Genomic DNA, 24,424 nt, shown 5'->3' with positions numbered 1-24,424 from the left:
CGCCTTGCCGAACCTGGAACGGCACAGCTGTCCCGTCCTGCGAAAGAGAGATTCGGTCTCATGCGAGCGTTCCTCCGAACGACCCTGATCGCGGCCGCGGCCACCGCCGGTCTGATCGGCGCCGGCACGCCCGCGCTCGCCGCGCCCGAGGGCTCGATCCTCGGCGCCAACGAGGCCGGCACGATCCGCGACCGCTACATCGTGGTCTTCAAGGACTCCGTCGACGCTTCGCGCACCGCGGCCGACGCCACCGCACTCGCCGACAAGTTCGGCGGCAAGGTCGGCCGCTCGTTCAGCCGGACGCTGAAGGGCTTCTCGGCCGAGCTGACCGAGAAGGCCGCGAAGCGCCTGGCGGCCAACCCGCTCGTCGACTACGTGCAGCAGGACAAGACCGTGCGGCTGGCGGCGACCGAGCCCAACGCCCCGTGGGGCCTGGACCGCATCGACCAGCCGAGCCTGCCGCTGAACGGCAGCTACGACTACACGACGACGGCGACGAACGTGACCGCGTACATCCTCGACACGGGCGTCCGCCTGACCCACTCGGACTTCGGCGGCCGCGCCCGCTCCGGCTACGACTTCATCGACAACGACACCAACGCCAGCGACTGCCAGGGCCACGGCACGCACGTGGCCGGCACGGTCGGCGGCAGCACCTACGGCGTGGCCAAGGGCGTCAACCTGGTCGCCGTGCGGGTGCTCGGCTGCGACGGCTCCGGCAGCTACTCCGGCATCATCGCCGGCATCGACTGGATCACCGCCAACGCGCAGAAGCCGGCCGTGGTGAACATGAGCCTCGGCGGTGCCGCGGACGGCTCCGTCGACCAGGCCGTGCGCAACTCGATCGCGGCCGGCATCACCTACGCGGTCGCCGCCGGCAACTCGAACATCGACGCCTGCACCGTGTCCCCGGCCCGCACCGCCGAGGCCATCACCGTCGGCGCCACCGACCAGTCCGACACCCGCGCCTCGTTCTCCAACTGGGGCTCCTGCCTCGACCTCTTCGCCCCCGGCGTGAGCATCACCAGCAGCAGCAACGCCGGCGACACGGCGACCACGGTGATGAGCGGCACCTCGATGGCCACCCCGCACGTGACGGGCGCGGCGGCCCTGTACCTCTCGGCCCACCCGGCGGCGACTCCGGGGCAGGTCCGCGACGCGCTGGTGGCCGGCTCGGTCACCGGAGTCGTCGCCAACACCGGCTCGGGCTCCCCGAACCGCCTCCTCGACACCGCCGCCACGCCGGTCAACCAGACGCCGGAGAGCGCGCCGGTCACGCCGGCCCCGGTGGTCACGCCGGCCCCCGCCCCGGTCACCGCGCCGGCCCAGCCGTGCAACGTGGCCTCGAACGGCAATGACGTGATCCTGCGCGACCGCGGCACCGCCGTCTCGGCCGTGGCCATCGCCGGCTGCGGCGGCAAGGCGTCGAAGACCGCGAAGCTCGAGCTGCACGTGGTGTACCCGAAGCGCGGCGACCTGACCGTGGAGCTGATCGCCCCGAACGGTCAGGTGAAGAAGCTCAAGAGCGCCAACAAGCGCGACAAGGCCGCGAACCTGAACGTGCTGTACACGGTGAACCTCAGCAAGTACAACCGCAATGGTGTCTGGAAGGTCCGGGTCCGCGACACCGCCAAGGGCGGCGCGGGCACCCTCGACAGCTGGACCTTGACCGTTTGATATTCGGTTTATCGCGACGTGCCCCGGGGCTTAGCCTCGGGGCACGATGCATAAACGGACCGATCCCCGTCTCGTCCGGCTCGACGAGTCCTGGACGACGCTGCCCAACCCCTACGACATCCCGGTCGAGATCTGCGCCGGGCCGGACGTCCCGATCGAGCCGGCCGCCGTCGACGAGCTCCTGACGGTCCTGCAGACCCAGCGCACCCTGGAGTCCCTGTCCCCGGACGCGCGCATCGAGCGCGTGGTCTGCACTCCCGATTTCCACAAGGGTGCGGGCATTCCGATCGGCACCGTTTTGCAAACCCGTTCCGCATTGGTACCGCAAGCAGTCGGCAACGACATCAACTGCGGCATGCGCGTGGAGGCGACCACCCTCACGGTGGACCAGGTCCGCCCCCGCCTCGACGACCTCGAGCGCCGCCTGCGCCACCTGTTCTTCGAGGGCGGCCGGCGCATCGGTCTCACCCCGGCCCAGCGCGAAGGCCTGCTCCGCTTCGGCCTGCCCGGGCTGGAGGACGGCGCCGACCGGCTGCACGTCAACGGCCTCCCGGCGGACAGCGCCGACGAGTTCCGCGACTGGGTCACCAGCGGCGGCGGCACCAGCTACGACTCGCTGATCGGCAGCGTCGGCGGGGGCAACCACTTCGCGGAGCTGCAGTATGTGGCCGCGGTCCACGACGGCCCGACCGCCTACGCGTGGGGCCTCACCCCGGGCCGGGTGGTCACGATGGTGCACACCGGCTCCCTCGCCCTCGGTCACCAGGCCGGCGCGACCGGCCGCGACCTGGCCCGCAAGCTGTGGCCGGCCGGCGTCCCGCAGCCCGCCAACGGCATCCTGCCGATCCCGCTGGACCGGCCGTGGCAGCGATACCGCACCAGCTTCGCCAACGCCGCCAACTTCGCCCTCGGCAATCGATACTTCCTGAGCCAGATGATGCGCACCGGCCTGACCGACGCCGTGGGCGAGCTGGACGCCCGCCTGGTCTACGACGCACCGCACAACCTCCTGTGGCCGACGGGCGACACGGTCCTGCACCGCAAGGGCGCGACACCGGCCGGCCTGTCGGCCGACGGCTGGGGCGAGCCGGTCATCGTGCCGGGCTCGATGGGCGCCCCCAGCTACCTGCTCCGCGGCCTCGGCAACGAACGCGCGCTGACCAGCGCCTGCCACGGGGCCGGCCGCAGCATCCCCCGCGGCACCGCGTCGAAGGGCGGCGACGAGGAGCTCGACGCGTTCCTGCGCGAGTTCCGCGTGGTCACCCCGCTCAACCACCGCGACCCGGCGATCGCGACCCGCCGCGACATCATCTCCGCGTGGCGGCGCGACCTGAAGCAGGAGGCGCCGTGGGCCTACAAGGAGGTCCGCCCGGTGGTGGACAGCCTGCGCACGGCCGGCGTGGCCGAACCGGTCGCCGAGCTGCGCCCCCTCCTCACCGTCAAGGGCTGACCCGCTGCTCGACGGTCTCCACCAGGCGCTCGGCGACGGTCGTCAGCGGAAGGCCGAGGCGGGCGGCCGTGCCGCGAAGGACGTCCAGAGCGGCCTCCGCGGAGCAGCCGCGCTGGACCATCATGATGCCGACCGCGCGGTTCACCGTCTCGCCGTCGGTCAGGGCCTCGGTCAGAGCCGACGTCAGCTCCTCGTGCACGCTGGCGCGGCGGCCGCGGTCGAGGACGGCGGACAACAGGAGGCCGGCGTGCTCGGCCACCAGCATCGTGGTGAGCCCCACGTCGGTGGTGAACCGCCCGGACTCGGCGGCGTACACCGTCAGCGCCCCCAACGCGTGCGAGTCGATGTCCACCGGCACCGCGAGCACCGCCTTCACCCCGGCGGCGAGGGCCTGCGGGCGCCAGGAGGGCCAGCGGTCGTCGAGCGCCAGGTCATCGGCGAGAATCAGGTCACGCGCGCGGATGGCTTCCATGGAGGGGCCGGCACCGGTGTCCAGCAGCGTGTCCGGCAGGCCCGGCGAGGCCGCCGCCGTGACCGGGCCGCCCGATCGGACCAGCGTCACCGCGCACCAGCAGGCACCCGCCACGAGATCGGCGGCGGTCTCGACGAGGTCCTCCAGTGCCTCGTCGAGATCGTCGCTGGCGATCAGCCTCGCGGTCAGCTGGCGCAGCACGGCGGCGAACTCCACGGTGTGGAGGTCTGTCACGGCTCCCCCTTCGTCGAACCGGGGGGCGTACTACCCGACGTTCGACGCTCTCAACCGTCCAGGAGTGCCCGGCGCAGGCCCTCGAGGGTGCGACTGAGCAGCCGGGACACGTGCATCTGGGAAATTCCCAGGTCGGCCGCGATCTGGGCCTGGGTCCGGTTGCCGTAGAAGCGCAGCGACAGAATGCGGCGCTCGCGCTCCGGGAGGCGGGCGATCAGCGGGCGCACGGCCTGGCGAAACTCGACGCCGTCGATGTCGCGGTCGTCGTCGCCGAGCACGTCCGCGAGGGTCCCGGCGTCGTCGTCGCCGCCGAGCGGGGCGAAGAGCGAGACCGGCCGGTACGCCGACGACGCCACCAACGCCTCGAGGACCTGCTCCTCGTCGATCCCGAGGTGCTCGGCGACGTCCTTCGGGGTCGGCGAGCGGCCGAGTCGCTGGCCGAGCGCGTCCCGGACCCGGTTGATCTCGATCCGCAGCTCCTGGAGGCGGCGGGGGACGTGGACGCCCCAGCCCTTGTCGCGGAAGTACCGCTTCAACTCCCCCACGATCGTGGGCGTCGCGTAGCCGCCGAAGTCGGTGCCGTAGTCGGGGTCGAAGCCCTCGACCGCCTTCATCAGGCCCAGCGCCGCCACCTGGCTCAGGTCGGCCGGGGACTCCCCCATGCCGTGGAAGCGGCGGGCCAGGCGGTCGGCCAGGGGGAGGCTGTGGGCCACCGCGCGGTCGCGCAGGGCGCCGCGGCGCGGGTCGGCCCGGTCTAGGGCCGCGGCCTGGCGCAGCAGCTCGTTGACCGTGGTCCACTGGCTCGGCGGCTCCGCGTCGGCCGGCTCCTCCGGCGCGAAGGAGGGCGGCGCACCGGGCGGCGGGTCGTCGTAGGCCCGCAGCTGCTTCGCCGCCCCGATGATCTCGAGGACGTCCAGCACCAGGTCCGACGCGCCCGGAGCCCGGAGCGCGCCGCCGCGCTCGGCCGCCTCCGCCTGGGCGTGCAGCAGGGTGTCGGCGGCCGCGCAGTCGAGCAGGCGCAGCCGCGACAGGTCCACGGTCAGGCTCAGGCGGCCCGCGTCCAGGCGCCGGGTCAACGCGACCCGCAGGCCGAGACTGGCCGAATAGTCGAGGACGCCGGACGGACGCAGAACCTCGTCGTCGCCATTCCGCCAGGTGTCCAGTGCGAGTACCGAATCCGTAGGCATTGTCTCCATGGCGGAGACTCCCCCTAATCTGCTCAGGCGGATTTGCTTTCCGGATCACTGTACGCACCAATCACGGCCAATTTTCAAAGCGAAAGGATGAGTTGGCGGGTGAGGTTCTGCCGCCTTTGGCATTACCTTTCGAACGCTTTTTAAATACCGACGGTCACCCAGACCACCTTGCCGCCGGGCACCGGAATGCAGCCCCAGGCCCGGGCCAGCGCGCTCACCACGAGCAGGCCGCGGCCGTCCTCGGGGAGCATTTCGCGGGCGGCCCGGCCACCAAGCCGCGGCATTCCCGACCCGCCGTCGTACACCGAGATGAGCAGACGCCGGCCGTCCCGGGAGACCGATATCTCCATCTCGGTCCCGGCATGCCGCAGCACATTGCTCACGAGCTCGGTGACGATGAGTTCGGCGACGTCGCGGACCGGCTCGAAGCCCCACCGGCAGCACGCGCGCCCGACCAGATGCCGGGCCGCCGCCGTCGCATCGAGCAGCGGCGGCAGAGTCACCGATGCCACCTGGTCTTCTTCCACCCTCATGGGGTGATGCTCTACCCGGTGCTCACGTTATAAACACCGCGATCCCGGTACCGTCATTTTCGGCACCGGGATCGCGAATCATTCCAGAATGTTTAGACGGTCGCTGGAATCCGTTTGTCGCTCCACATCTGCGAGCACATCTCCAGGACGTGCGCGTCGGTCAGCGGCGCGAAATCGTGGTAGTACAGCCCGAGTGCGTGGAACTCGCGGGGGCTGTGGATGTCGATGACCGTGTCGACGTCGGCGGCCAGCAGGTCGACCGACTCGGCCGCGCACACCGGCGCGGCGAAGATCAGATGTTCGGGGCGGCCGGCCTGCAGCGCGCGCACCGCGGCTCGGGCCGTCACCCCCGTCGCGAGCCCGTCGTCGACGACCACGACCACGCGGCCGGTGACGTCGGGCGCGGGGCGCGATCCGCGGTAGCGCTCCTGGCGCCGCCGCAGCTCGACCCGCTCCCGCTGCACAGCGGGCGAGAGGTCGTGGACGGTGAGCCCGACGGCCGCGACCGCGCTGAGGTCGAAGACGGCCGGCCCGTTCTCGGCGATCGCGCCCACCCCGTGGTCCGACTGCCAGGGCAGCCCGATCTTGCGGGAGATGACGAGGTCGAACTCGGCCCCGATCACGTCGGCCACGGCCATCGCGACCGGCACGCCGCCCTTGGGCAGGGCCAGCACCAGCGGCTTCCTGGTGGTCTTGGCGGTTGCGGGCTGACGCAGGTGCTCGGCGATCGCAGCGCCGAGCACGCGTCCTGCGGCCGTACGGTCCGCGAATCGCTCTTCCTCAGGCGGCCACATAGTCGGCTCCTCGCTGGGCATCGCACACGATCCGCATCAAGCGGACACCCCCTTCGGTCGGCGCGGTGTTCCGGAGCCGAACTGCGCCCCATCCCTGTCGCCGCTATGCCGCGGCGCCGCGCCCGAGCCGAAACACTACCCCTCACTGAGCTGCTAAAACTCGGATCACCCGGCCTTGCACCCGGTTCGCACCCAAGGCCTGTCCTAGCCGGAGAGGCAGCTGATCGTGGCGAGGAGGCTGTTGAGCGGGCGGCCCTTGGTGAGCCGGGTGTCGGCCAGCGACAGGCCGTGCACCGACGTGGCGTGCGGGGCGTTGGCGCTGTAGAAGACCACCGGCAGGTCGGCCGTGGCGGAGTTCTCGCGCAGCAGGTCGAGCAGCTCGTCGCCGTTCACCCGGGGCAGGTGCAGGTCGAGCACGGCCACGTCGAAGCGCGGCTGGCCGGCGGCCACCGTGAGCGCCTCCTGCGGGCTCGCCGCGGAGATGACGTGGTGGCCGCCGATCTGCAGCCGGATGGCGGTGGTCTCGCGGATCTCCGCGTCGTCGTCGATGAGCAGGACTCGCGCCATTACCGGATGTTTCCCTTCCCGAGGGTTTGCAATCCCCCCATCGGCCGGGAAGGGCCGGAACTAAGCCCGCGGGCGGCGGCGACGCATGACGATCACTGCCACCACGATGGCGATGATCACGACCACCGCACAGCAGCAACCGCCGAAGATGCCGCCGCGGCCGTAGCTGCGGCGGCTCCTCTCGATCTCCAGCCCGGTGTCCAGGGTGTTGAGGAAGGCCGGGCTGAGGTGGCTGTACACGTATGCGATCAAAGCCGTCATGTCTCGACGGTAGCCGCCGTTGTCACGCCCGCAGCCAGGCCGTCGTGTCCGGGGGCAGGCTGCCGTCGGCGGCCAGGTCACCGCTGGCCAGCAGGACCTCACCCGGCGGCAGGGGCGCCGGGGCCGGTCCGAAGTTGGTGATGACCCGGACCGCGCCGTTGACAAAGTCAAGAGCATCGTTCCATGCGACGGTACCGCCGCCGAGCCCGTAGGTTCGCCGAAGGCGCAGCGCCTCGGTGTAGAGCGACAGGGTCGATCCGGGCACGCCGCGCTCACGATCGGCGGCGAAGCGGGCCCAGTCCCCCGGCTGCGGCAGCCACGCCTTGTCGCTCGGGCCGAAGCCGTATGCGGGGGCGTCGGCCTCCCACGGGATCGGCACCCGGCAGCCGTCGCGGCCGCGGACCTCGTGCTGGGAGCGGAACCACGTCGGGTCCTGACGCACCTCGTCCGGCAGGGTGGTGTGCTCCGGCAGGCCGAGCTCCTCGCCCTGGTAGACGTAGGCCGAGCCGGGCAGCGAGAGCATCAGCAGCGTGGCCGCCCGGGCGCGGCGCAGGCCGAGGGCCTCGTCCGGCTGCGGGTCGCCCACGCCGATGCCGCCCTGCGTGGAGTGCCCCGGCTCGAAGCCGAGGCGGCTCGCGTGGCGTACCACATCATGGTTTGAAAGGACCCACGTGCAGATCGCACCGACGGGCTCGACCCCGGCCAGGCTCGACTCGATCGCCTCGCGCTGGGCCGCCGCCGTCCACGGGGCCATCAGGTAGTTGAAGTTGAACGCCTGGTGCATCTCGTCCGGGCGCACGTAACGCGCGAGCCGCTCAGCCGGCGCGACCCAGGCCTCGCCCACCATCATGCGGTCGCCGGGGTAGCTGTCGAGGATGTGGCGCCACTGGCGGTACACCTCGTGCACGCCGTCCTGGTCCCACATCGGTGGCGTGCGGTGCTCGGCCCCGGGCGAGGTGATCGGCACCTGCGCCTCGGTCCAGTCCGGCAGGCCGCTCTCCTTGATCAGGCCGTGCGCCACGTCGACCCGGAAGCCGTCGACGCCGCGGTCGAGCCAGAAGCGCAACACGTCCTCGAACATGGCCCGGACCTCGGGGAGATCCCAGTTGAGGTCGGGCTGGCTCGTGTCGAACAGGTGCAGGTACCACTCGCCGTCCGGCACCCTGGTCCAGGCCGGGCCGCCGAACACGCTCTGCCAGCCGTTGGGCGGCAGTTCGCCGTCGACACCAAGACCTTTGCGGAAGTGGTACCGGTCCCGCGCGCGACTTCCCGGGCCGCCCGCGAGGGCCTGCTGAAACCACACGTGATCGCTCGACGTGTGGTTGGGCACGAGATCGACGATCACCCGCAGGCCGCGCTCCTTGGCCGCGGCGACGAGCGCGTCGAAGTCGGCCAGCGACCCGAAGCGGGGGTCGACGTCGCGATAGTCGGCGACGTCGTACCCCGCGTCGTGCTGCGGCGACGGGTAGAACGGCGACATCCAGAGGGCGTCGACGCCCAGCTCGACCAGGTGGTCGAGGCGCGACGTGATGCCGCGCAGGTCCCCCATTCCATCGCCGTCCGCGTCGGCGAACGAGCGCGGGTAGACCTGATAGATCACGGCATCACGCCACCAGAGCAGCGAACTCACCCCTTGACTCCACCGGCCAGCAGGCCGCGTACGAAATAGCGTTGCAACGACAGGAACACGATCAGCGGGATGATCATCGACACGAACGCGCCGGAGGTCAGCCGCTGCCAGTCGTTGCCCCTGGTGCCCGCGAGCTCGGCGAGCCGCGCGGTCAGCGGGCGGTTGCCCTGCCCGGAGGTGAAGACCAGCGCCACCAGCAGATCATTCCAGATCCACAGGAACTGGAAGATCGTCAGGGAGGCCAGGGCCGGCGTGATCAGCGGCAGCACGATCCGCCGGAAGGTCATCGCCGGGCCGGCGCCGTCCACCCGGGCCGCCTCGAAGAGATCCTTCGGCAGCTCGGACATGAAGTTGTGCAGCAGGAACACGCCGAGCGGGAGGCCGAAGCAGGTGTGTGCGAACCACACCGCGAAAAAGCCACCGCCCCAGCCCGTGTAGTCCTTGACGAGCTGCAACATCGGGATGAGCGCCATCTGCAGGGGCACGATCTGCAGCGCGAACACGCCGATGAAGATCCAGTCGCGGCCCCGGAAGTTGAGCCAGGACAGCGCGTAGGCCGCCATCGCCGCCAACGTCACCGAGAACAGCACCGCGGGGACGGTGATGACCAGCGAGTTGACGAAGTAGCTGGCCAGCCGGCCGGAGCTGGCCGAGGTGCCGAAGACGACTTCGTTGTAGTTGTCCAGGGTCAGGCTGGGGTGCTTGAAGAACGTCCACCAGCCGGTCGTCTTGATGTCGCCCTCGGGCCGCACCGACGAGACGAGCAGGCCGAAGGTCGGGATCGTCCAGACCAGGGCGATGATGATCGAGATGACGCTGGCGGCCCGGGACGTGAGCTTGCGGCGCACCCGGCCGGCCACCGTCTCGCCGCCCGTGTCGGGCCGGTAGAGCGGGCTCGCCTCGGGGACGTCGGCCGCGTCCGTGCTGACAGCGGCGTCGTCCTTGCTGACGGCGGCGTCGCCCTTGCTGCTGGCGTCGGTGCTCATCGCGTCTCCGTTCGTTGCCGCAGTTGCCGGGCCTGGTAGACGACGATCGGCAGGACCAGCACGAAGAGCAGGACGGCGAGCGCCGAGCCCTTGCCGGCGTCGTAGGAGCGGAAGGCCTGGTTGTACATCTCCACGGCGAGCACGCTGCTGCGGAACTGGCCACCGGTCATGGTCCGGACGATGTCGAAGACCTTCAGGGTGGCGATCGTGATGGTCACCGTGACGACGATGACGGCCGGGCGGATGCTCGGCATCGTCACCCGCCAGAACATCTGCCACGGGTTCGCACCGTCGAGGCGGGCGGCCTCGACGATCTCGGCCGGGATGGCCTTGATCGCGGCGGAGAGGATGACCATCGCGAACCCGGCCTGGATCCAGATCAGGATCGCGATCATGTAGAAGGTGTTGCCCGGTGCGGTGCTCAGGAACTGCTTGGGCTCGCCGCCGAACCACACCAGGATCTGGTTGAGCAGGCCGATCTGCTCCACGCCCGGGTCGCGGTAGGCGTAGATGAACTTCCAGATGATCGACGCGCCGACGAGGGAGATGGCCATCGGCATGAAGATCAGGGACTTGGCGATGCCTTCGCCGCGGGCCTTGTCCACCAGCACCGCGTAGAGCAGGCCGAAGCCCGTGGCGAGCAGCGGGACGAACACCACCCAGAGCAGTGTGTTGCGCAGCATGATGAGGGTGTCGTCGTTGGTGAAGATCCAGCTGTAGTTGTCGAAGCCGATGAACGAGTCACTGCTGGCGTCGAGGAACGACTGGTACACCGTGCGGATCAGCGGGTACACCAGGCCGATCGCGAGCAGGATCAGCGCGGGCCCGAGAAAGCCCGCCATCTGCAGCCGTTCCTTGCCCCGGCCCCAGCGGGGCAGGATGTCGAGCACGAACAGCAGCGCGCCGACGACGATGACGAAACCGGCCATGAACATGAGCGCCGGCCAAATCTTGGCGACGTCCTCGGAGAAGTCGTAATCCATGGGGTGTCCTCCGACCAGCCGGGTCCGGCGCCGTGGTGCGTGACGCCGGACCCGGACCTCAGTTCAGGTTATTTAGGCCAGGTGCTTTCGATGTAGTCCAGCGTCGCCTTGGTGTCCTTGGTGCCGTTGATCCAGTCGGTCATACCGGTCCAGAAGGACTTCGAGCCGACCTGCGCGGGCATCAGGTCCGAGCCGTCGAACCGGGCCACGGTGGCCGGGTCCTGCAGGATCTGCACCGAGAGCTTGTCGATCGTGCCGGTCACGGCGCTCACGTCGAGGCTCTTGTTGGCCGAGATCCAGTCGCCGAGCTTGGCCTTGCTGTTGGCCCACTCGCCGGAGGCGAGGTAGGTCTGGACCTTGACGACCTCTTCGCGGTCCGAGAACGCGGAGACGAACTCGCCACCGACCAGCACCGGCTTGCCCTTGGCCGGGTCCACCGGCGGGAAGTAGAACGCGTAGACGTCACCGTCCGGGCCGACGTTCGTGCCCTTCGCCCACTGGTTGGAGTAGAAGTTCGCCTGGCGGTGCAGGCCGCACTTCTTGTCCTTGACCGGCAGGCCGGCCTCCTGGAAGGAGGTGGTCACGATGGTCTTGGGGTTGCCGACGTACTTCGGGTTCTTGAGGATCGACGCGGCGCGCTCGGCGGCCGAGAAGATCTTCGGGTCGTTGAACGGGATCGTGTGGTTGACCCACTGGTCGTAGACGTCCGGACCCTGGTCGCGCAGGACGATGTCCTCGATCCAGTCCGTGGCCGGCCAGCCGGTCGCGTCACCGGACTCGATGCCCGCGCACCAGGCCTGGATGCCGCTGCCCGCGATCGTGTCGGACAGCTTGATCATCTCGTCCCACGTGGTCGGGACCTTGTAGCCCTTCTCCTTGAAGAGGCTGGGCGAATACCACACCAGCGACTTCACGTTGGCGCCCATCGGCACGCCGTAGACCTTGCCGTTGACGGTGGCGTACTTGGCCCAGTCCTTCGACCAGTTCTTGTCGAGGTTGGCCTTCACCGGCGCCGGCAGCTCCTTGAGCTGGTTGGCCTTGGCGAACGAGGCGAGCAGACCCGGCTGCGGGAAGACCGCGATGTCCGGCGGCTGACCGCCGTCGGCGCGCACCTTGATCTGGGTCTCGAACTCGCCCGAGCCCTCGTAGTCGATCTTGATATTGGTGCAGTCCTCGAACTGCTTCCACGACTGCTCGAGCTTGTCGGCCTCGACGTCACGGATGGTGGCGTAGATCGAGACGTGCTTGGTCTTGTCAACGCGGTACTGAGCGTACGGCGCGCACTCGGGCTTGTCGGCGTTGTTGGAGCCGGTGTCGCCCGAGCCGCCACAGGCGGACGCGGCGAGGGCCATCGTGGCCGCACCGGCGAGCATGAACGCCCGACGCCGCCTCGAGAGGACGGCCATGGGTAGCCTCCTTTGGCTATTTCCGGTCCGCGGCGGAGCTGGCCCGCGTACCCGGTGTGCTGGGGTGTGTGCCTTGCGTTCCTCGGATGTAAGCGTTTGCAAGGTCGGTTGTCGAGCCCCAAAACCGCTTTCATCGATAACGAGTTAGCAACGTGCCGGACATATTGCCGTGGACCCGTCCCGTTGCCTAGCCTTCCGCGTGTGGCTGACGTTCCACCGCCCGTCAGCATGGAGGACGTGGCCCGGCTCGCGGGAGTCTCGACCGCGACCGTGTCGCGAACGCTCCGCGGGCTGCCCAACGTCTCCGATGAGACGCGCGACCGCGTGCTGCACGCCGCGGCGTCGCTGTCGTATGTCGTCTCGCCGATCGCCTCCCGTCTGGCCAGCGGCCGCACCCACACGGTGGGCGTGATCGTCCCGTACGCCTCCCGCTGGTTCTTCGGCCAGATCGTCGCCGGCGCCGAGTCCGTCCTGCGCGCGCACTCGCTGGACCTGCTGCTGTACAACATCGGCGACATCCCGTCCCGGCAACGCTTCTTCGGCGCCCTCCCCCTGCGCCGCCGCGTCGACGCCGTCCTCACCGTCGCCATGCAGTTCACCGACGCCGAAACCACGGCCCTGCTCTCCCTCGGCGTCCCCATCGTCGCCGTCGGCCACGACGTCCCCGGCGCCGGCTGCGTCCGCATCGACGACGTGGCCGCCGCCGGCTCCGCCGTCCAGCACCTGCTCGCCCTCGGCCACCGCCGCATCGGCATGATCTCGACCTACAACGACCAGAGCATGTTCCTGCCGGTCGCCCACGCCCGCCGCCACGCCTACGTTTCCGTCCTGTCGTCGGCCGGCATTCCGGTCGACGAGGAACTGGTCATGTCGGTCCCCCACGGCCTCGACGGCGGCGAACAGGCCATGCGCCGCCTGCTCACCCTCCCCGACCCACCCACAGCGGTCTTCGCCGAGTCCGACGAGCTCGCGTTCGGCGCCCTCAGCGCCCTCCGCCGCACCGGCCGTCACGTTTCAGTCATCGGCTTCGACGACCACGAACTGAGCGCACTGCTCGACCTGACCACCGTCCGCCAGCGCGTCTTCGAACAGGGCGTCCTGGCCGCCGGCATGCTCCAGCGGGCCATGAACGCCGGCTCGTGGACCCCGGAAGAACTCCTGATGCCCACCACCTTGGTCCTGCGCGCATCCACCTGGCCCACCGCGGTTAGGACGGCAGACGCCGGGTAGCTCGCGCGCTGTCCTTGTTCACGGGGCCTTGTTCGACGGGGCCTTTCCCACGGGGGTGCTCACATGACAGCCGAGATGCCGAATCCGCCCACAACCTGGGACCAGCCCGACGAGGAGCTGGACGAAACCGAACTCCTCCCCGAAGACCCGACCCAGACCGCGGAGACCGACTTCTTCTGGGAGGACGACGAGGAGTAGCGGGCATCACGCGCTGGACGGGGGTATCTCGTTTTTGCACGCCCGGGGGTGCGTGCTAGGGTTACCACCGTTCAGCCGGGCGCCGCTAGCTCAACTGGCAGAGCAGCAGACTCTTAATCTGCGGGTTGTAGGTTCAAGTCCTACGCGGCGTACGAGATTCAATCGGCGGCCTCTGCTCACGCAGGGGCCGTTCGCCGTTGTGCATCGCGTCATTCTTCGCGCTCGCAGGCTCGCTCCCCAGCAGGGGAGCTTCGCTCCACCCGCGCCCCCACAATCTGCGCCTCCAGTCGCGGCCTCAAAGGGGTGCGCTTTACTGAGGCGCGCCGTACCAATAGTTCACTTCTCAACGCACCGGCAGCGACACTGCGCACCAGTCCCAGCGTAAATGTGCGTTAAATCTTCGCGAGATGCTTCTTAGCCGGCGCCGAGTTTCGCTCCCGCATCTCGTTCAAGTTCGGCGAGTCAAATGCATTCTTGGCTACGATTGCCGGATTTCGGCCAACTGACCGCAGCCAGCATCTGCTCACGCATCTCACGGCGACGAGCGACCCACTCAGCGCTGTCCCAGCTCGGGTCGGCAGCACGGGCCTTGGCTTTGACGTCTCGCCAATTAGCCGCTCCGATCATGACCCGTCCTCCTCTTTCAACGCCCTCAGGTGCTCATCGAAGCGCTCGTCGGCGAGCGCCTTCGCTTGGTGTACCAACGTCTGCCATCGCCGGACTTGTCGCCGGTTGAGCGGTCTACGCCAGCCCTTGCGGACCACAGTTTAGCCCGAGCTATAGTTGGCTCATGCCCGCAGGACCTGCCGATCGCTGGGCGATCAAGACGACCGACGAGGTCCGGACGTGGCTGCGAGAGCTACGCAGGTCGGAGCCAGACACCTTTCGGTCGATCAACACCGCAGTGGACATCCTGGCCGAACGCGGACCCGGGCTTGGCCGTCCGCTAGTTGACACCTTACGAGGATCGAGCATTGGCAACCTGAAGGAACTTCGGCCGAGGTCCGGACGGGACGTGTCTATCCGGATCCTGTTCGTCTTCGATCCCTGGTCACAGGCGATACTGCTAGTCGGTGGCAACAAGGCCGGCGACTGGGACGGGTGGTACAGATCAGCGATCCCGACCGCCGAAATCGCGTACGAGCTGGCTGGCGTTCGAGAGGAAGCGGAGGGAGGACTCATGACCGAGTTCCACGACTGGCAGGATATCCGAGCTGAACTGCACGACGGTGACGACGAGGCGCTCGCCGAGGAGCGCGCACGAACCGAGGCCTGGGTCAGCGCCTTCCACCTGACCGAAGAGCGCAAGCGGCTCGGGATGACGCAGAAGCAGGTTGCAGACATCATGGGCGTCACGCCGGGCCGGGTGAGCCAGATCGAGAACGGAGATCTCGATGTGAACGAGGTCGCCACCCTGAGCCGATACGCCCAAGCGCTTGGCGCACGCCTTCGGATCATTTTCGATTACGGCGACGACCTGCGCCAGATCGCTTGAGGCTTTGACAAAACCACCCGAGGGTGGATGCCGCAGAGAATATCGCGTCGCGATCATCCGCGCCGTCAAGCAACGCCTAGCGGGTCCCCGCCAGCGTCGAAACTGGTGGTGAACCTTGAGACCACTCTCAAGTGACGACGACCTTGCCGAGAGCACGTCCCGCACCGACAAACGCCAGCGCTGCGGGTACTTCCTCGAGCGGGAACCGGCGGTCGATGTGGATGCGCACTTCGCCGGCCGCGCAAAGTTCGGCCAGAGGTGCGAAGTGGGACGGGCCTTCCTTGACGGCGAGCACGCCCCAACCGGCGGCCCGTGAGTGCTCCGACGACCGTGCCGGCGGTGAGCACGCGCAGCAGGGTGGCCACGGAGCCGCCGACGCACCGATAGCGGCCGCCGGGTGCCAGCGCGCGCCGGTATGCGAACACAGAACGGTGTGCTACCAGGTCGAGGATGAGATCGTAGGGGCCGCTGCGGGTGAAGTCCTGGCTCCGGTAGTCGATGACGTCGTCCGCGCCGACCGCCCGCATGAAGTCCAGCTTCCCGGCATTGTCGACCCCGGTCACGTGCGCCCCGAGCCGCTTCGCCAACTGGATCGCGAAGGCCCCGGTACCGCCACCGGCTCCGTTGATCAGCACGCGGTGATCGGTGCGGGTGCCGGCAGTACCCGCGAAGGAAATGGCTCCTGATTGTGGAATTGTCGACGCCTCCGCGAACGTCAACTCCGGCGGTTTGCGGGCCAGCGCCGACTCGGGCGCGATCGCGAACTCGGCGAAGCCGCCTTTGAGCGCGAGATTGTCGCCGTATACCTCATCGCCGGCCCGGAAGCGCGTGACATTCGCTCCGACCGCTTCCACCCAACCGGCGATATCCGATCCGAGCGTCTTCCGGGCGGGCGTCCGCAGGCCGCCGATCCGCGCATACAGCGGTCGGCCGACGAGCGTTTCCCAGTCACTCAGATTGACCGAGGTGGCTGCGACTTTGACCAGCACCTGTCCGGCGGCCGGTGACGGGACGGGGATTTCTTCAATACGCAAAACGTCCGGAGAACCGTACCGGTCATAGACGACCGCCCGCATCGACATCAGACCGTCCCCTCTTCGTCGGCGACCCGCTCGACCAGCGAGGCGGCCTGAGCCACGCTGCCGGAGTGAATGCCCAACCCGTGCCGGGCCGCCACATGGAACGCGTCCCGGGCCTCATTCATCACATCGACGGCGGGCCGCCACGTGGCGGCATCCCAGGTCTCCGCCCGGGCCAGCATTTCCAGGTCGCGAACGGCATCCCGCCACCGCGCACCCGCCCGGACCGTCGCCTCATCGCCGAGCAACAGCAGCGACTCCCAATCCTGCGTGCGCCGGATGTTGGCCTCGACAAGCAGCTCCAGCCCCGCCTCCCGGCTCAACGGCAAAGCCCCCGACCGCGGCCTGTAGGCGGACGACATCCGAAAGGCGATCGTACTGATCTCCTTCAACGTGGCCGCGAACGCGATGAAGGCGTCAAGCCGCCGCTGATCCCACCGAACCCCTTGCTCCCGCCGCCAGCGAAGCCGATCAGTAAGAGCGCTGGAGGCCATGGCCCCGGCCGCACCCAGAACAACGCCGACGAGCGCGGGAATCTGATCGACCAACATGCCTCAAGCATCAACGACCCGCACAAGCGCCCGGCGACCTTGAGCGGCAACGCCGAAGCCGAGACCCGTGCTACGGACGGCAAGGGGCCTCGTCAGCCGGCGCCGATTGCTGTGAACGCGCAGGCTGTGGCGGTTGCCAGCGGGTCATCGGCGGCCTCTGCGCGCATCGCGGCCAGGGACGCGGCTGTGGTCAGGCCGTAGGTCAGGCCTCGGTGCAGGGTTTGCATCAGGCCGGCCGTCGCGGCGTCGTCTACTGGGACGACGCTGGCTACGATCGCGGCGGTACCCAGGGGTAGCAGGGCTGCCGCCAGGCCTAGCAGTTCGTCGGCGCCGGACGGGGCCAGGCGGGCGGAGTCGCAGCTGGAGAGGACGAGACGGTAGGGCGCGGTTCGCAGGCGTTCGAAGTCGTGCACCGTCAGCGGGCCGTCGTGCATGTGCAGTGCCGAGAACAGGGGGCTGTCCGCGCGGAACGTTCCGTGCGCGGCGATATGTGCTAGCCACGTGCCGCCCAGCGCGTCGAGCACCCGGCCCGCGGTTGCCTGGACACCGTCCAGCACGGTTGGCTGTTCGTACAGTTTCGCGATCGCCGCCACCTCGAGTGGTCCGCCGGCCAGGTTGGGGCCGGACACCAGGACTACATCGCGCTGGGTGGGCTCAGGGACCGAGCGCGCGCGCAGCCACGCCCTGGCCGAGGGGGCTACGGAGAAGGCCAGGGGGCGTAGGACTGGCAGTAAAGCCCACGGCAGGCCCTGCATCCACGCGGGCGGCACCAGCACGACCGGGCCGCCGCGCAACAACGTTGCGGCATCACCCAGCAGCAGCTCTTGTAACCGCACGCCGTTTGCATCCAGCGCCGCCATCGTCGCGGCCGCGCGCCGTCCGCCGCCGCCTCCGATTCCGCCGCCTCTCGTTCCGCCTCCGCCACCACCGCGGCCTTCCTCACCACCGCGGCCGCCGCCACCGCCTTCCATTCCGCCGCCGCCACCACCGCGGACGTCCTCGCCACCACGGATGTCCTCACCACCGCGGACGTCCTCACCACCGCGGCCGCCGCCGAACGCGAGACGCTGCAGGCCGGACCGTGCGAATTCGAGCTCCGCGGCCACGTCGGCGGTCGGGCCGGCCACAAAGCGACGCACATGGCCGTCGGAGCACAACAGAACGTGCAGCCGGCCCTCGATATCGACAAGTTCGAGCAGCTGGGTTGCGCCGAGGCTTGTCAGCAGCGACGGGACGACGGGGCGCAGTTGCACGAAACCGCCGCCGTCGCCTGGGCGCTGCAAGGATCTTGCGCGAATGCGTCGTTCCAGGGCGAGTTGCGCACGTTGCAAGTGTGGAGCGGCCTGTCCGGCGGACTGCGCCTCGGCCAATCGTGCGGTGATTTCTCGATACCGCACCAACTCCGAGCGCATTCCGCGATCGGCATCGACCCGGTCAAAATCGGCCCGATCAAAGTCACCGTCGGCCGGATCAGCGGGAGTCCGGTCCGAGTCGGCGCGGTCAGAGTCGGTACGATCAAAGTCAGCGTCGGCACGGTCAGAGTCGGCACGATCAAAGTCAGCGTCGGCACGGTCAGAGTCGGCACGATCAAAGTCAGCGTCCGCACGAACGAAGTCAGCGTCGGCACGGTCTGAGTCCGCACGAACGAAGTCAGCGTCCACACGACCGAAGTCAGCGTCGGCACGGTCGGAGTCGGCACGGTCGGAGTCGGCACGGTCCGCGTCGGACCTTGCGGGCGGGACCGCCAAAGCGATCGCCCGCCAGCGTTCGCACCACTCCAGCAAGCTCCGCGCCCCGCCGGACCGCAAGCAAGTGCGCAAAGCGGCCGCCGCCAACTCGGCCCCCCGAGCGGTCGACTGGGTGCGCAGTTCCGAACCGCCCAGGCTGCTCTGGTACCGCCGCAGCACATCAAGCCCGCGCCGGCACGCCTGCAGTGTCCGTTGGGAGTCGCCGGCCGCCTCGCACCGAAGGGCCTCCGCGAGCCACCCCGTCGCACGAACCAGAGCCGACCCCCGCACCCGGTCGCGAGCCGCGAACGCGAGGTGCCGATCAGCAACGGTAAGCCAACCGGCGCGCCGGAGCGAAGAAGCCGTCCGACCAAGCGAAGAACCCATGCCACCGAGCGAAGAATCCGCACGGCCAAGCGAAGACGCCGTGCCACCAAGCGAAGGACCCGCACGGCCAAGCGGAGAAGCCGTGCGGCCGAGCGCGAGGGCGGCCCGGCCGGCGAGGAGGTGGGCCTGGCCGGCCTCCGGTGAGTGCAGCTCCTCCAGCCGCGCCGCCACCGCCGCCGCCTGCCGCACCAGCACAGGCGAGAAAGGCCGGCTCTGCAGCAGTACCAGCCGAGCATGAACAGCCCACCAGTCCCGCCGCTGGGCTGTGAAGAGCCGGCCGGCCGCGGCGGCCCGGGACGAGGCGGTCACCGGGTCGGCGGCGGCGAGCGCGGCCCGGCCCGCGGCCAGGAGCAGTTCGGCCTTGCGGGTCGCCTGGCCGCGCAGCGACTCGAGTTCCAGCACCCCCGCGTCGGCGACGTCCAGAGCTTCCCGCGCCAGGCCCGCCGTCAGCAGCACGGCGCAGCGGTCGATGGTGAGGTCCGGTGCGGGGGTGCCCAGGCGGCGGTACCGGCGGGCAGCGTCGTCGAGGTGGGCCAGCGCGGCCGGCAGGTCGCCCGCGCGGAAGGCGACCAGGCCCCGGTTGTGCACGGCCACGGCGACGTCGTGGGCCTGGTCGGTGGTGGCGAAGAGGCGCTCGGCCAGGCCCAGGTCGTCCTCGGCCGCCGCGGCCGCGCCCGAGGCCAGGCGGAGCAGCGCGCGCAGCGTCAGGGCGCGGGCGGTCCAGATCGTGTCGCCGGCGCGGCGCAGGGCGGGCAGGGCGCGGCGGAGGTCGTCCAGGGCGGCGGCGTGGAGGCCGAGGACCCACAGGATGCGGGCGCGGCGGAAGCGTACCCTCGCCGCCTCCGCCCCCGCCGCCAGCCGGACGGCGCGGTCGAGGCGGGTCAGGCCGGCTCGGGTCCGTCCAGAGTGGATCAATGCGACGCCGTATGCGGCGAGGGCGTCGGCCTCCCGTTCGGCGGAGCCGGACCGGCGGGCCAGGCGCACGGCGAGGTGCAGGGACCCGACCGCGGCGGCGGCATCGCCGAAGTCGCGTTCGACCAGGCCGAGGACCTGCTGGGCGATCGAGGCGTCGAACGGTGACGGGTCCGCGGCCAGCACGCGCCGCGCCCCGGCCACCGCCTCCCGCGGGCGCGCGAAGACCATCGGCAACAAGAGCGCCGGACTGGCAATCCCGGCCGCTCGCCCGATGCGATCCGGCATTCGCCGATGCTAAAGCTAGGACCGCAAGGCGTGTATCAGACGGACACCTGAGCCATCACTCCTCTGAAGACCCAAACGCACTCGCGAGGATGAAAACCCGAACCCGAACCCCAACGCAATCGCGAGAAAGGCTCGCCGATGGCACGTCCCTTGCACGATCCGCAACAGCGGTTCTACGAACAGGTCGAAGGCATCCGCGCCGCCGACTTCCAGGTCGAGGTCGGTCCGCCCGGCACCGAGCAGGACCGCCGGGCCACACCCCGATACCTCGTGGAGCCGGGCTTCGTCCTGGTCCGCGAGGCCGACCTGCCGGCGGTGCGGTCGCGGCTGACGCTGCGCGGCGACGAGGAGATCAAGCGGGCGCCCGGGGTGGCTCGCCTGCCGACGGACGCGAAGGCCGGCCAGGACCCCGACGTGTTCCACAACCACCTGGTCACGATCACCCCGGTGAACAGCTGCCCGGCCGACGAGCCGACCCTCCCGCCCCGGTCGAAGCGCGACCCCGTCGAGCTCGTCACACCCCCGGCATACCACGACGCCGAAGCCGGCCAGGGCGTCGACGTGCTCGTGGTGGACACCGGGCTGCTGTCGGAGTACCGGGAGTTCGGGCCGATCTCCGACATCGTCGGCGACCTGCGGGACCAGCCGCCGCCCGGCACCATCACCCAGTACTACGGCCACGGCACTTTCATTGCCGGTGTCCTGCGCAACGTGGCGCCCGGCGTCAACCTGCGGGTGTCCGGGGCGCTGCAGCACGCGGGCTCGCTGAGCGAGTTCGACCTCGGCCGGATCCTGCTGGACGAGCTGCCGGCGGACGGGCCGTGGCCGGCGATCATCAGCCTGTCGGCCGGCGCGCCCACCGTCGACGATCAACCGCTGGTCGGGCTCGAGGAGTTCGTGCGCAAGCTCGTGGACGAGCATCCGGAGACGGTACTGGTAGCCGCCGCCGGCAACGATGGAGAGCCGAGTCAGCCGTTCTGGCCCGCGGCCCTGGCTCCGCGATACGCGGACTCGCGGGCCATCGTGGCCGTGGGCGCGCTCCGTGAGGACGAGGCGGGCCGGGCCTGCTTCAGCAACTGCGGCGAGTGGGTCAGCGTCTACGCGGCCGGCGAGCGGCTCGTGAACATCTTCGCGACCGGGCGATACGAGAACGTGCACGACGTGACCCGCGACTGCCGCTATCACGTCGGCTACAACCCGCTGTACCCCGGCTGCACGTGCGTGACCGCGGGCGTGCAGGGGGCGGCGGTCGACTTCGACGGGTACGCCCGCTGGAGCGGCACCTCGTTCGCCACCCCGATCGTGGCCGGGCGGATCGCCCGCTGCATGGACCTCGACGGGGTGAAGCGCACGTCGCGGGAGGCGGCGCAATACCTGCTGAGCCGCCGCACGCACACGATCCGGGACGGCGCCGACGGCCGGCCGTTGCCGGTACTGTTCGAGGAAGACCGCCAGCCGTAATGCAGAACGAGGAGACCGCGACGTTGGTGACCGCGGCCGCGGGCGGGGACCGCGAGGCCTGGGCCGCGCTCGTGGACCGCTTCGGCCGGCTCGTGTGGGCGGTCGCCCGGTCCCATCAACTCGAGAAGGCCGATGCCGAAGAGGTGTACCAGATGACCTGGCTCCGCCTCACCGAGCACATCGACCGGCTGAAGCAGCCCGACCGGGTCGCGGCCTGGCTGGCCACCACCGCCCGCAACGAGTCGCTGATGGTGATCCGGGCCGGTGGCCGCCTCACCGTCACGAGCGACCCGTGGCTGCTCGACCGCGGCGTCGAGGACGGCTCCCCCGAGCGGGCCGTCCTCGACGCCGAGCAGGCGGCCGACGACGAGCGGCTCCTGGAGCGCATGTGGGCCGCGTTCCGCCACCTGCCCGACCGCTGCCAGCAGCTGCTCCGCCTGCTCGTCACCGCGCCGCGGCCCAGCTACGCCGAGATCGCCGAGCTGCTGAGCATCCCGATCGGCAGCATCGGGCCCAACCGCGCGCGCTGCCTCGACCGGCTGCGGGCGCAGGTGGCCGGCTGATGGGGGACATCGAGGACGACCTCGAGCGGGCTTTGGACCGGTTTGATCCGGTACCCCCACACCTCGCGCCGGCCGCGATAGCCGCCTTCGACCGCCGGGTCGACGCCGAGCTCGCGCGGCTGGTCTTCGACTCCCTGGTGGCCACGGGTGCGCGGGCGGCCGGCGGCCCGCGGCTGCTCACGTTCGAGGGCGGGCCGCTGACGATCGACATCGAGGTCGCGCCCGGCCGCCGGCTGGTGGTGCGGGTCGAGCCGGCCGCTGTGGTGCGCTACGAGGTGGAGGCCGGCGACGCCCGCGCGACCGGGACGTCCGACGCGCTGGGCCGGTTCGCGGTGCCGGTCCCGGCGCCCGGCCCGTTCCGGCTCAAGTGTCGGGTGTCCGACGCCGAAGTCGTTGTGACGCAATGGATTTCCGCGTGATCGGCTGTATCAGAGCCCGCACCGGCGCATCTGAGAGGCATGACCGAACCCATTGAGCTCGTGGCCGATGAGACCACGCCCCGCGACAGTCAACCGGTGAGCGCCGACCTCCAGGGCGAACCCGACCCGGAGGCGGAGCGCCTGCTCCAGGACCTCCTGACCACCGCCGGCTTCCGCACCGGGGAGGCGTGAGCCATGAGCGTCAACGCCCCGGGCCTCACCCAGCTGCGCCAGTTCGCCGACGAGAAGATCGGCAAGGAGCACTTCCTCGGCATCGTCGGCGACGCCGCGCACCGGTCGGGCTACCATCTCGGCCCCGACCGGATCGTCGATGACGACGACTACTCCATGCAGCAGCCCCGCGACATAGCCGGCGCCCACCGGTTCCCGACCGCGGCCTGCGCATACGACATGGGCATGAGCTGGTCCTCGTCCCGGGCCTGGCTGGCCTGGCTCGTCAACCAGTGCCGCAACGGCGCGTTCCCCCAGGTCCGCGAGATCATCGGTTCCCTGGACGGCGTGCACAAGCAGAAATTCTCCGGGCTGAAGGGGTACCCGGCCGAGCGCTACGACGGCGACAACCACGTCGACCACACCCACATCAGCGTGTTCCGCGACACCGCGGACACCGACCACAGCCCGCTGCTGCGCGGCTTCTTCGGCCGCGCCCAGGGCGTGTCCGCGGCGCCGGGGTTCCCGGGCCGCCGGTTCAAGTTCACCGAGGGCCAGCCCCGGATGCGGGGCGATGACGTGCGGCAGTGGCAGACCCGCATGATCGCCCTGGGCTTCACGCTCGAGGCGGACGGCATCTACGGCCCGAAGTCGAAGGCCGTGGCGGTCCGGTTCCAGCAGCAGCACGGCCTGGAGGCCGACGGCATCGTGGGCCCGATCACCTGGCGGGCGTCCTTCGCTCAGCCCGTCAATTGACCGGCCCGTGGACCCTCTGACCGCATTCGTGTTCGGCCTGGTCAGCGTCGTGCCCAAGATCGTGCTGACCTGGGTGGAGACCCGCAGCCGCCTGCGGGTGGAGCAGCTGCGGGCCGACCTCGCCGAGCGACACGAGCAGCGCGGCTTCGAGCGGTCGCTCCGCCTCAAGCAGGCGGAGCGGCCGACCGTGCCGCAGCAACGGTCGCAGACCGACGCCCGGCCGGCCATCGTGGTCGCGGCGGTTCCGACGCAGGCCGACCCGTCGCTGGCCGGGGTGCCGGACACCGTCCGGCGGCTGCTCGGCGAGATCGACGGGATCGGCGCCCGCGCCGACGTCGTGCCGGTCGAGCGGACGGCCGGCGGGCCGGTGCGCAGCCTGGCCGGGGCCCGGGCCGCCGCCGAGCGGTTCGCGCCGCAGCCGGCCGTCGTCGTCTACCTGACCGTCAACGGCGCCACCACGACCGCGCTCGCCCACCTGTCGACCGGGTTCGCCGCGGCCGGCAAGGCACCCGCGCAGGCCGCCCTGATCGCGCGGTACAGCTGGGACGACAACGGCCGCGGCCCGGCCCACCGGCACATCAACCTGGCCGCGGTGCCCGAGCGCAGCGCCGAAGACGTCGTCGCCTACACGGTGACGTGGTTCCTGCTGGCCCTCGTCGACTCCTACTGGCAGGTCAAGTTCGGCGTCGACCCGGGGCTGCTGGCCCAGACCCGCGGCGAGTCCGCGGCCGAGCGGACGGCCCGGCTGGAGCGGGAGGCGGCGGTGCTGGCGGCGGCCGGCTACACCGTCACCGCCGAGGAGATCGCCGACGACTACATCGGCCTGCACGTCGAGGGCCCGAGCGGCGACGTCGTCTTCGTGGTCGACGCGGACTATCCCGACACTCCGCCCGTAACCATCATCGCCGGCGGCAGCCGCATCGAGCTCGGCGCGGCGGACTGGACGCCCGAGTGCACGCTGGCCGACATCGTGGAGGCGCTGCTGTGAACCCGGCATC

General features: G+C 70.2%; 24 protein-coding genes, 1 tRNA gene and 1 pseudogene. 12 read left to right on the top strand and 14 right to left on the bottom strand.

What is annotated here, in order from left to right; translation table 11 throughout:
* The first annotated feature begins 60 nt into the window (after positions 1-60).
* Positions 61-1,677 (top strand): S8 family serine peptidase, encoded by a 1,617-nt coding sequence (locus ACIA8L_RS26835; RefSeq protein ID WP_395909122.1) that lies wholly within the window; start codon positions 61-63, stop codon positions 1,675-1,677.
* A 46-nt stretch (positions 1,678-1,723) separates the two neighbouring features.
* Positions 1,724-3,127, top strand: coding sequence for an RtcB family protein (locus tag ACIA8L_RS26830; protein WP_395909121.1), 1,404 nt, complete (start codon positions 1,724-1,726; stop codon positions 3,125-3,127).
* Here ACIA8L_RS26830 and ACIA8L_RS26825 read toward each other — a convergent pair.
* The 10 genes from ACIA8L_RS26825 to ACIA8L_RS26780 all read right to left on the bottom strand — a co-directional run bounded on the left by ACIA8L_RS26825 (position 3,117) and on the right by ACIA8L_RS26780 (position 12,189).
* Positions 3,117-3,833 (bottom strand): ANTAR domain-containing protein, encoded by a 717-nt coding sequence (locus ACIA8L_RS26825; protein WP_395909119.1) that lies wholly within the window; start codon positions 3,831-3,833, stop codon positions 3,117-3,119. The two genes, ACIA8L_RS26830 and ACIA8L_RS26825, sit on opposite strands and share 11 nt — an antisense overlap.
* Positions 3,834-3,883: 50 nt before the next feature.
* Positions 3,884-5,029, bottom strand: coding sequence for a SigB/SigF/SigG family RNA polymerase sigma factor (locus ACIA8L_RS26820; protein WP_395909118.1), 1,146 nt, complete (start codon positions 5,027-5,029; stop codon positions 3,884-3,886).
* A 140-nt stretch (positions 5,030-5,169) separates the two neighbouring features.
* Positions 5,170-5,562 carry an ATP-binding protein gene (locus ACIA8L_RS26815; protein WP_395909117.1) on the bottom strand — a complete coding sequence of 131 codons (393 nt, stop codon included), beginning with the start codon at positions 5,560-5,562 and terminating at the stop codon, positions 5,170-5,172.
* Between the two features lie 92 nt (positions 5,563-5,654).
* A complete protein-coding gene (locus ACIA8L_RS26810; RefSeq protein ID WP_395909116.1) occupies positions 5,655-6,305 on the bottom strand; it encodes a phosphoribosyltransferase in 651 nt (216 codons plus the stop codon).
* Between the two features lie 255 nt (positions 6,306-6,560).
* The gene (locus ACIA8L_RS26805; protein ID WP_395909114.1) at positions 6,561-6,923 is read right to left on the bottom strand and encodes a response regulator; all 363 of its coding nucleotides are present in this window, start codon (positions 6,921-6,923) and stop codon (positions 6,561-6,563) included.
* Between the two features lie 60 nt (positions 6,924-6,983).
* Complete coding sequence (locus ACIA8L_RS26800; RefSeq protein WP_395909113.1) at positions 6,984-7,184, bottom strand: hypothetical protein; 201 nt, start codon at positions 7,182-7,184, stop codon at positions 6,984-6,986.
* Between the two features lie 22 nt (positions 7,185-7,206).
* Positions 7,207-8,814 (bottom strand): glycoside hydrolase family 13 protein, encoded by a 1,608-nt coding sequence (locus ACIA8L_RS26795; protein WP_395909112.1) that lies wholly within the window; start codon positions 8,812-8,814, stop codon positions 7,207-7,209.
* Positions 8,811-9,800: a carbohydrate ABC transporter permease gene (locus tag ACIA8L_RS26790; protein WP_395909110.1), complete on the bottom strand. Its 990-nt coding sequence runs from the start codon at positions 9,798-9,800 to the stop codon at positions 8,811-8,813. The genes ACIA8L_RS26795 and ACIA8L_RS26790 overlap by 4 nt, the downstream gene beginning before the upstream one ends.
* Positions 9,797-10,783, bottom strand: coding sequence for a carbohydrate ABC transporter permease (locus tag ACIA8L_RS26785; protein ID WP_395909109.1), 987 nt, complete (start codon positions 10,781-10,783; stop codon positions 9,797-9,799). The genes ACIA8L_RS26790 and ACIA8L_RS26785 overlap by 4 nt, the downstream gene beginning before the upstream one ends.
* Positions 10,784-10,851: 68 nt before the next feature.
* The gene (locus ACIA8L_RS26780; RefSeq protein ID WP_395909108.1) at positions 10,852-12,189 is read right to left on the bottom strand and encodes an ABC transporter substrate-binding protein; all 1,338 of its coding nucleotides are present in this window, start codon (positions 12,187-12,189) and stop codon (positions 10,852-10,854) included.
* 201 nt (positions 12,190-12,390) lie between these two features.
* On the opposite strand from ACIA8L_RS26780, the gene ACIA8L_RS26775 reads away from it, so the two are divergent.
* The 4 genes from ACIA8L_RS26775 (at position 12,391) to ACIA8L_RS26760 (ending at position 15,112) form a co-directional block, all read left to right on the top strand.
* A complete protein-coding gene (locus tag ACIA8L_RS26775; protein ID WP_395909107.1) occupies positions 12,391-13,419 on the top strand; it encodes a LacI family DNA-binding transcriptional regulator in 1,029 nt (342 codons plus the stop codon).
* A gap of 63 nt (positions 13,420-13,482) precedes the next feature.
* The gene (locus tag ACIA8L_RS26770) at positions 13,483-13,617 is read left to right on the top strand and encodes a hypothetical protein (RefSeq protein WP_395909105.1); all 135 of its coding nucleotides are present in this window, start codon (positions 13,483-13,485) and stop codon (positions 13,615-13,617) included.
* A 79-nt stretch (positions 13,618-13,696) separates the two neighbouring features.
* Positions 13,697-13,769, top strand: a tRNA-Lys gene (locus ACIA8L_RS26765).
* A 638-nt stretch (positions 13,770-14,407) separates the two neighbouring features.
* Positions 14,408-15,112, top strand: coding sequence for a type II toxin-antitoxin system RelE/ParE family toxin (locus tag ACIA8L_RS26760; RefSeq protein WP_395909103.1), 705 nt, complete (start codon positions 14,408-14,410; stop codon positions 15,110-15,112).
* Between the two features lie 127 nt (positions 15,113-15,239).
* On the opposite strand, the gene ACIA8L_RS26755 is transcribed toward ACIA8L_RS26760, so the two are convergent.
* From ACIA8L_RS26755 to ACIA8L_RS26740, 4 genes and pseudogenes are all read right to left on the bottom strand, one after another.
* Complete coding sequence (locus tag ACIA8L_RS26755) at positions 15,240-15,407, bottom strand: zinc-binding dehydrogenase (RefSeq protein WP_395909717.1); 168 nt, start codon at positions 15,405-15,407, stop codon at positions 15,240-15,242.
* 100 nt (positions 15,408-15,507) lie between these two features.
* A pseudogene (locus tag ACIA8L_RS26750) lies at positions 15,508-16,188 on the bottom strand (NAD(P)-dependent alcohol dehydrogenase); the annotation flags it as partial.
* Positions 16,189-16,193: 5 nt separating this feature from the next.
* The gene (locus ACIA8L_RS26745; RefSeq protein WP_395909101.1) at positions 16,194-16,742 is read right to left on the bottom strand and encodes a hypothetical protein; all 549 of its coding nucleotides are present in this window, start codon (positions 16,740-16,742) and stop codon (positions 16,194-16,196) included.
* Positions 16,743-16,834: 92 nt separating this feature from the next.
* The gene (locus ACIA8L_RS26740; protein WP_395909100.1) at positions 16,835-20,056 is read right to left on the bottom strand and encodes a CHAT domain-containing protein; all 3,222 of its coding nucleotides are present in this window, start codon (positions 20,054-20,056) and stop codon (positions 16,835-16,837) included.
* Between the two features lie 138 nt (positions 20,057-20,194).
* Between ACIA8L_RS26740 and ACIA8L_RS26735 the strand changes: the two genes are divergently transcribed.
* The 6 genes from ACIA8L_RS26735 to ACIA8L_RS26710 are packed head-to-tail and all read left to right on the top strand — an operon-like array spanning position 20,195 to position 24,414.
* Positions 20,195-21,517, top strand: a complete 1,323-nt coding sequence (locus ACIA8L_RS26735; protein WP_395909099.1) for a S8 family peptidase — start codon at positions 20,195-20,197, stop codon at positions 21,515-21,517.
* A complete protein-coding gene (locus ACIA8L_RS26730) occupies positions 21,517-22,080 on the top strand; it encodes an RNA polymerase sigma factor (RefSeq protein WP_395909098.1) in 564 nt (187 codons plus the stop codon). The genes ACIA8L_RS26735 and ACIA8L_RS26730 overlap by 1 nt, the downstream gene beginning before the upstream one ends.
* Positions 22,080-22,499 carry a hypothetical protein gene (locus ACIA8L_RS26725; RefSeq protein ID WP_395909096.1) on the top strand — a complete coding sequence of 140 codons (420 nt, stop codon included), beginning with the start codon at positions 22,080-22,082 and terminating at the stop codon, positions 22,497-22,499. The genes ACIA8L_RS26730 and ACIA8L_RS26725 overlap by 1 nt, the downstream gene beginning before the upstream one ends.
* Before the next feature lie 39 nt (positions 22,500-22,538).
* Positions 22,539-22,691: a hypothetical protein gene (locus ACIA8L_RS26720; protein ID WP_395909095.1), complete on the top strand. Its 153-nt coding sequence runs from the start codon at positions 22,539-22,541 to the stop codon at positions 22,689-22,691.
* 3 nt (positions 22,692-22,694) lie between these two features.
* Positions 22,695-23,426, top strand: a complete 732-nt coding sequence (locus tag ACIA8L_RS26715) for a peptidoglycan-binding protein (RefSeq protein WP_395909093.1) — start codon at positions 22,695-22,697, stop codon at positions 23,424-23,426.
* Between the two features lie 7 nt (positions 23,427-23,433).
* On the top strand, positions 23,434-24,414 hold the full coding sequence (locus ACIA8L_RS26710; protein ID WP_395909092.1) for a hypothetical protein: 981 nt from the start codon (positions 23,434-23,436) through the stop codon (positions 24,412-24,414).
* Positions 24,415-24,424: the final 10 nt, after the last annotated feature.

This window comes from Dactylosporangium sp. NPDC051541 (genome assembly GCF_044454505.1).
Classification (GTDB): Bacteria; Actinomycetota; Actinomycetes; order Mycobacteriales; family Micromonosporaceae; genus Dactylosporangium.
The sequence above is the reverse complement of the archived record's forward strand: the minus strand, read 5'-3'. Positions and strand labels throughout refer to the sequence as shown.

Coding starts and splice junctions, on each gene's coding strand:
- ACIA8L_RS26835 (WP_395909122.1), top strand. CDS start 61: ATGCGAGCGTTCCTCCGAACGACCCTGATCGCGGCCGCGGCCACCGCC.
- ACIA8L_RS26830 (WP_395909121.1), top strand. CDS start 1,724: ATGCATAAACGGACCGATCCCCGTCTCGTCCGGCTCGACGAGTCCTGG.
- ACIA8L_RS26820 (WP_395909118.1), bottom strand. CDS start 5,029: ATGGAGACAATGCCTACGGATTCGGTACTCGCACTGGACACCTGGCGG.
- ACIA8L_RS26815 (WP_395909117.1), bottom strand. CDS start 5,562: ATGAGGGTGGAAGAAGACCAGGTGGCATCGGTGACTCTGCCGCCGCTG.
- ACIA8L_RS26805 (WP_395909114.1), bottom strand. CDS start 6,923: ATGGCGCGAGTCCTGCTCATCGACGACGACGCGGAGATCCGCGAGACC.
- ACIA8L_RS26800 (WP_395909113.1), bottom strand. CDS start 7,184: ATGACGGCTTTGATCGCATACGTGTACAGCCACCTCAGCCCGGCCTTC.
- ACIA8L_RS26790 (WP_395909110.1), bottom strand. CDS start 9,800: ATGAGCACCGACGCCAGCAGCAAGGGCGACGCCGCCGTCAGCAAGGAC.
- ACIA8L_RS26785 (WP_395909109.1), bottom strand. CDS start 10,783: ATGGATTACGACTTCTCCGAGGACGTCGCCAAGATTTGGCCGGCGCTC.
- ACIA8L_RS26780 (WP_395909108.1), bottom strand. CDS start 12,189: ATGGCCGTCCTCTCGAGGCGGCGTCGGGCGTTCATGCTCGCCGGTGCG.
- ACIA8L_RS26770 (WP_395909105.1), top strand. CDS start 13,483: ATGACAGCCGAGATGCCGAATCCGCCCACAACCTGGGACCAGCCCGAC.
- ACIA8L_RS26760 (WP_395909103.1), top strand. CDS start 14,408: ATGCCCGCAGGACCTGCCGATCGCTGGGCGATCAAGACGACCGACGAG.
- ACIA8L_RS26745 (WP_395909101.1), bottom strand. CDS start 16,742: ATGTTGGTCGATCAGATTCCCGCGCTCGTCGGCGTTGTTCTGGGTGCG.
- ACIA8L_RS26740 (WP_395909100.1), bottom strand. CDS start 20,056: ATGCCGGATCGCATCGGGCGAGCGGCCGGGATTGCCAGTCCGGCGCTC.
- ACIA8L_RS26735 (WP_395909099.1), top strand. CDS start 20,195: ATGGCACGTCCCTTGCACGATCCGCAACAGCGGTTCTACGAACAGGTC.
- ACIA8L_RS26730 (WP_395909098.1), top strand. CDS start 21,517: ATGCAGAACGAGGAGACCGCGACGTTGGTGACCGCGGCCGCGGGCGGG.
- ACIA8L_RS26725 (WP_395909096.1), top strand. CDS start 22,080: ATGGGGGACATCGAGGACGACCTCGAGCGGGCTTTGGACCGGTTTGAT.
- ACIA8L_RS26720 (WP_395909095.1), top strand. CDS start 22,539: ATGACCGAACCCATTGAGCTCGTGGCCGATGAGACCACGCCCCGCGAC.
- ACIA8L_RS26715 (WP_395909093.1), top strand. CDS start 22,695: ATGAGCGTCAACGCCCCGGGCCTCACCCAGCTGCGCCAGTTCGCCGAC.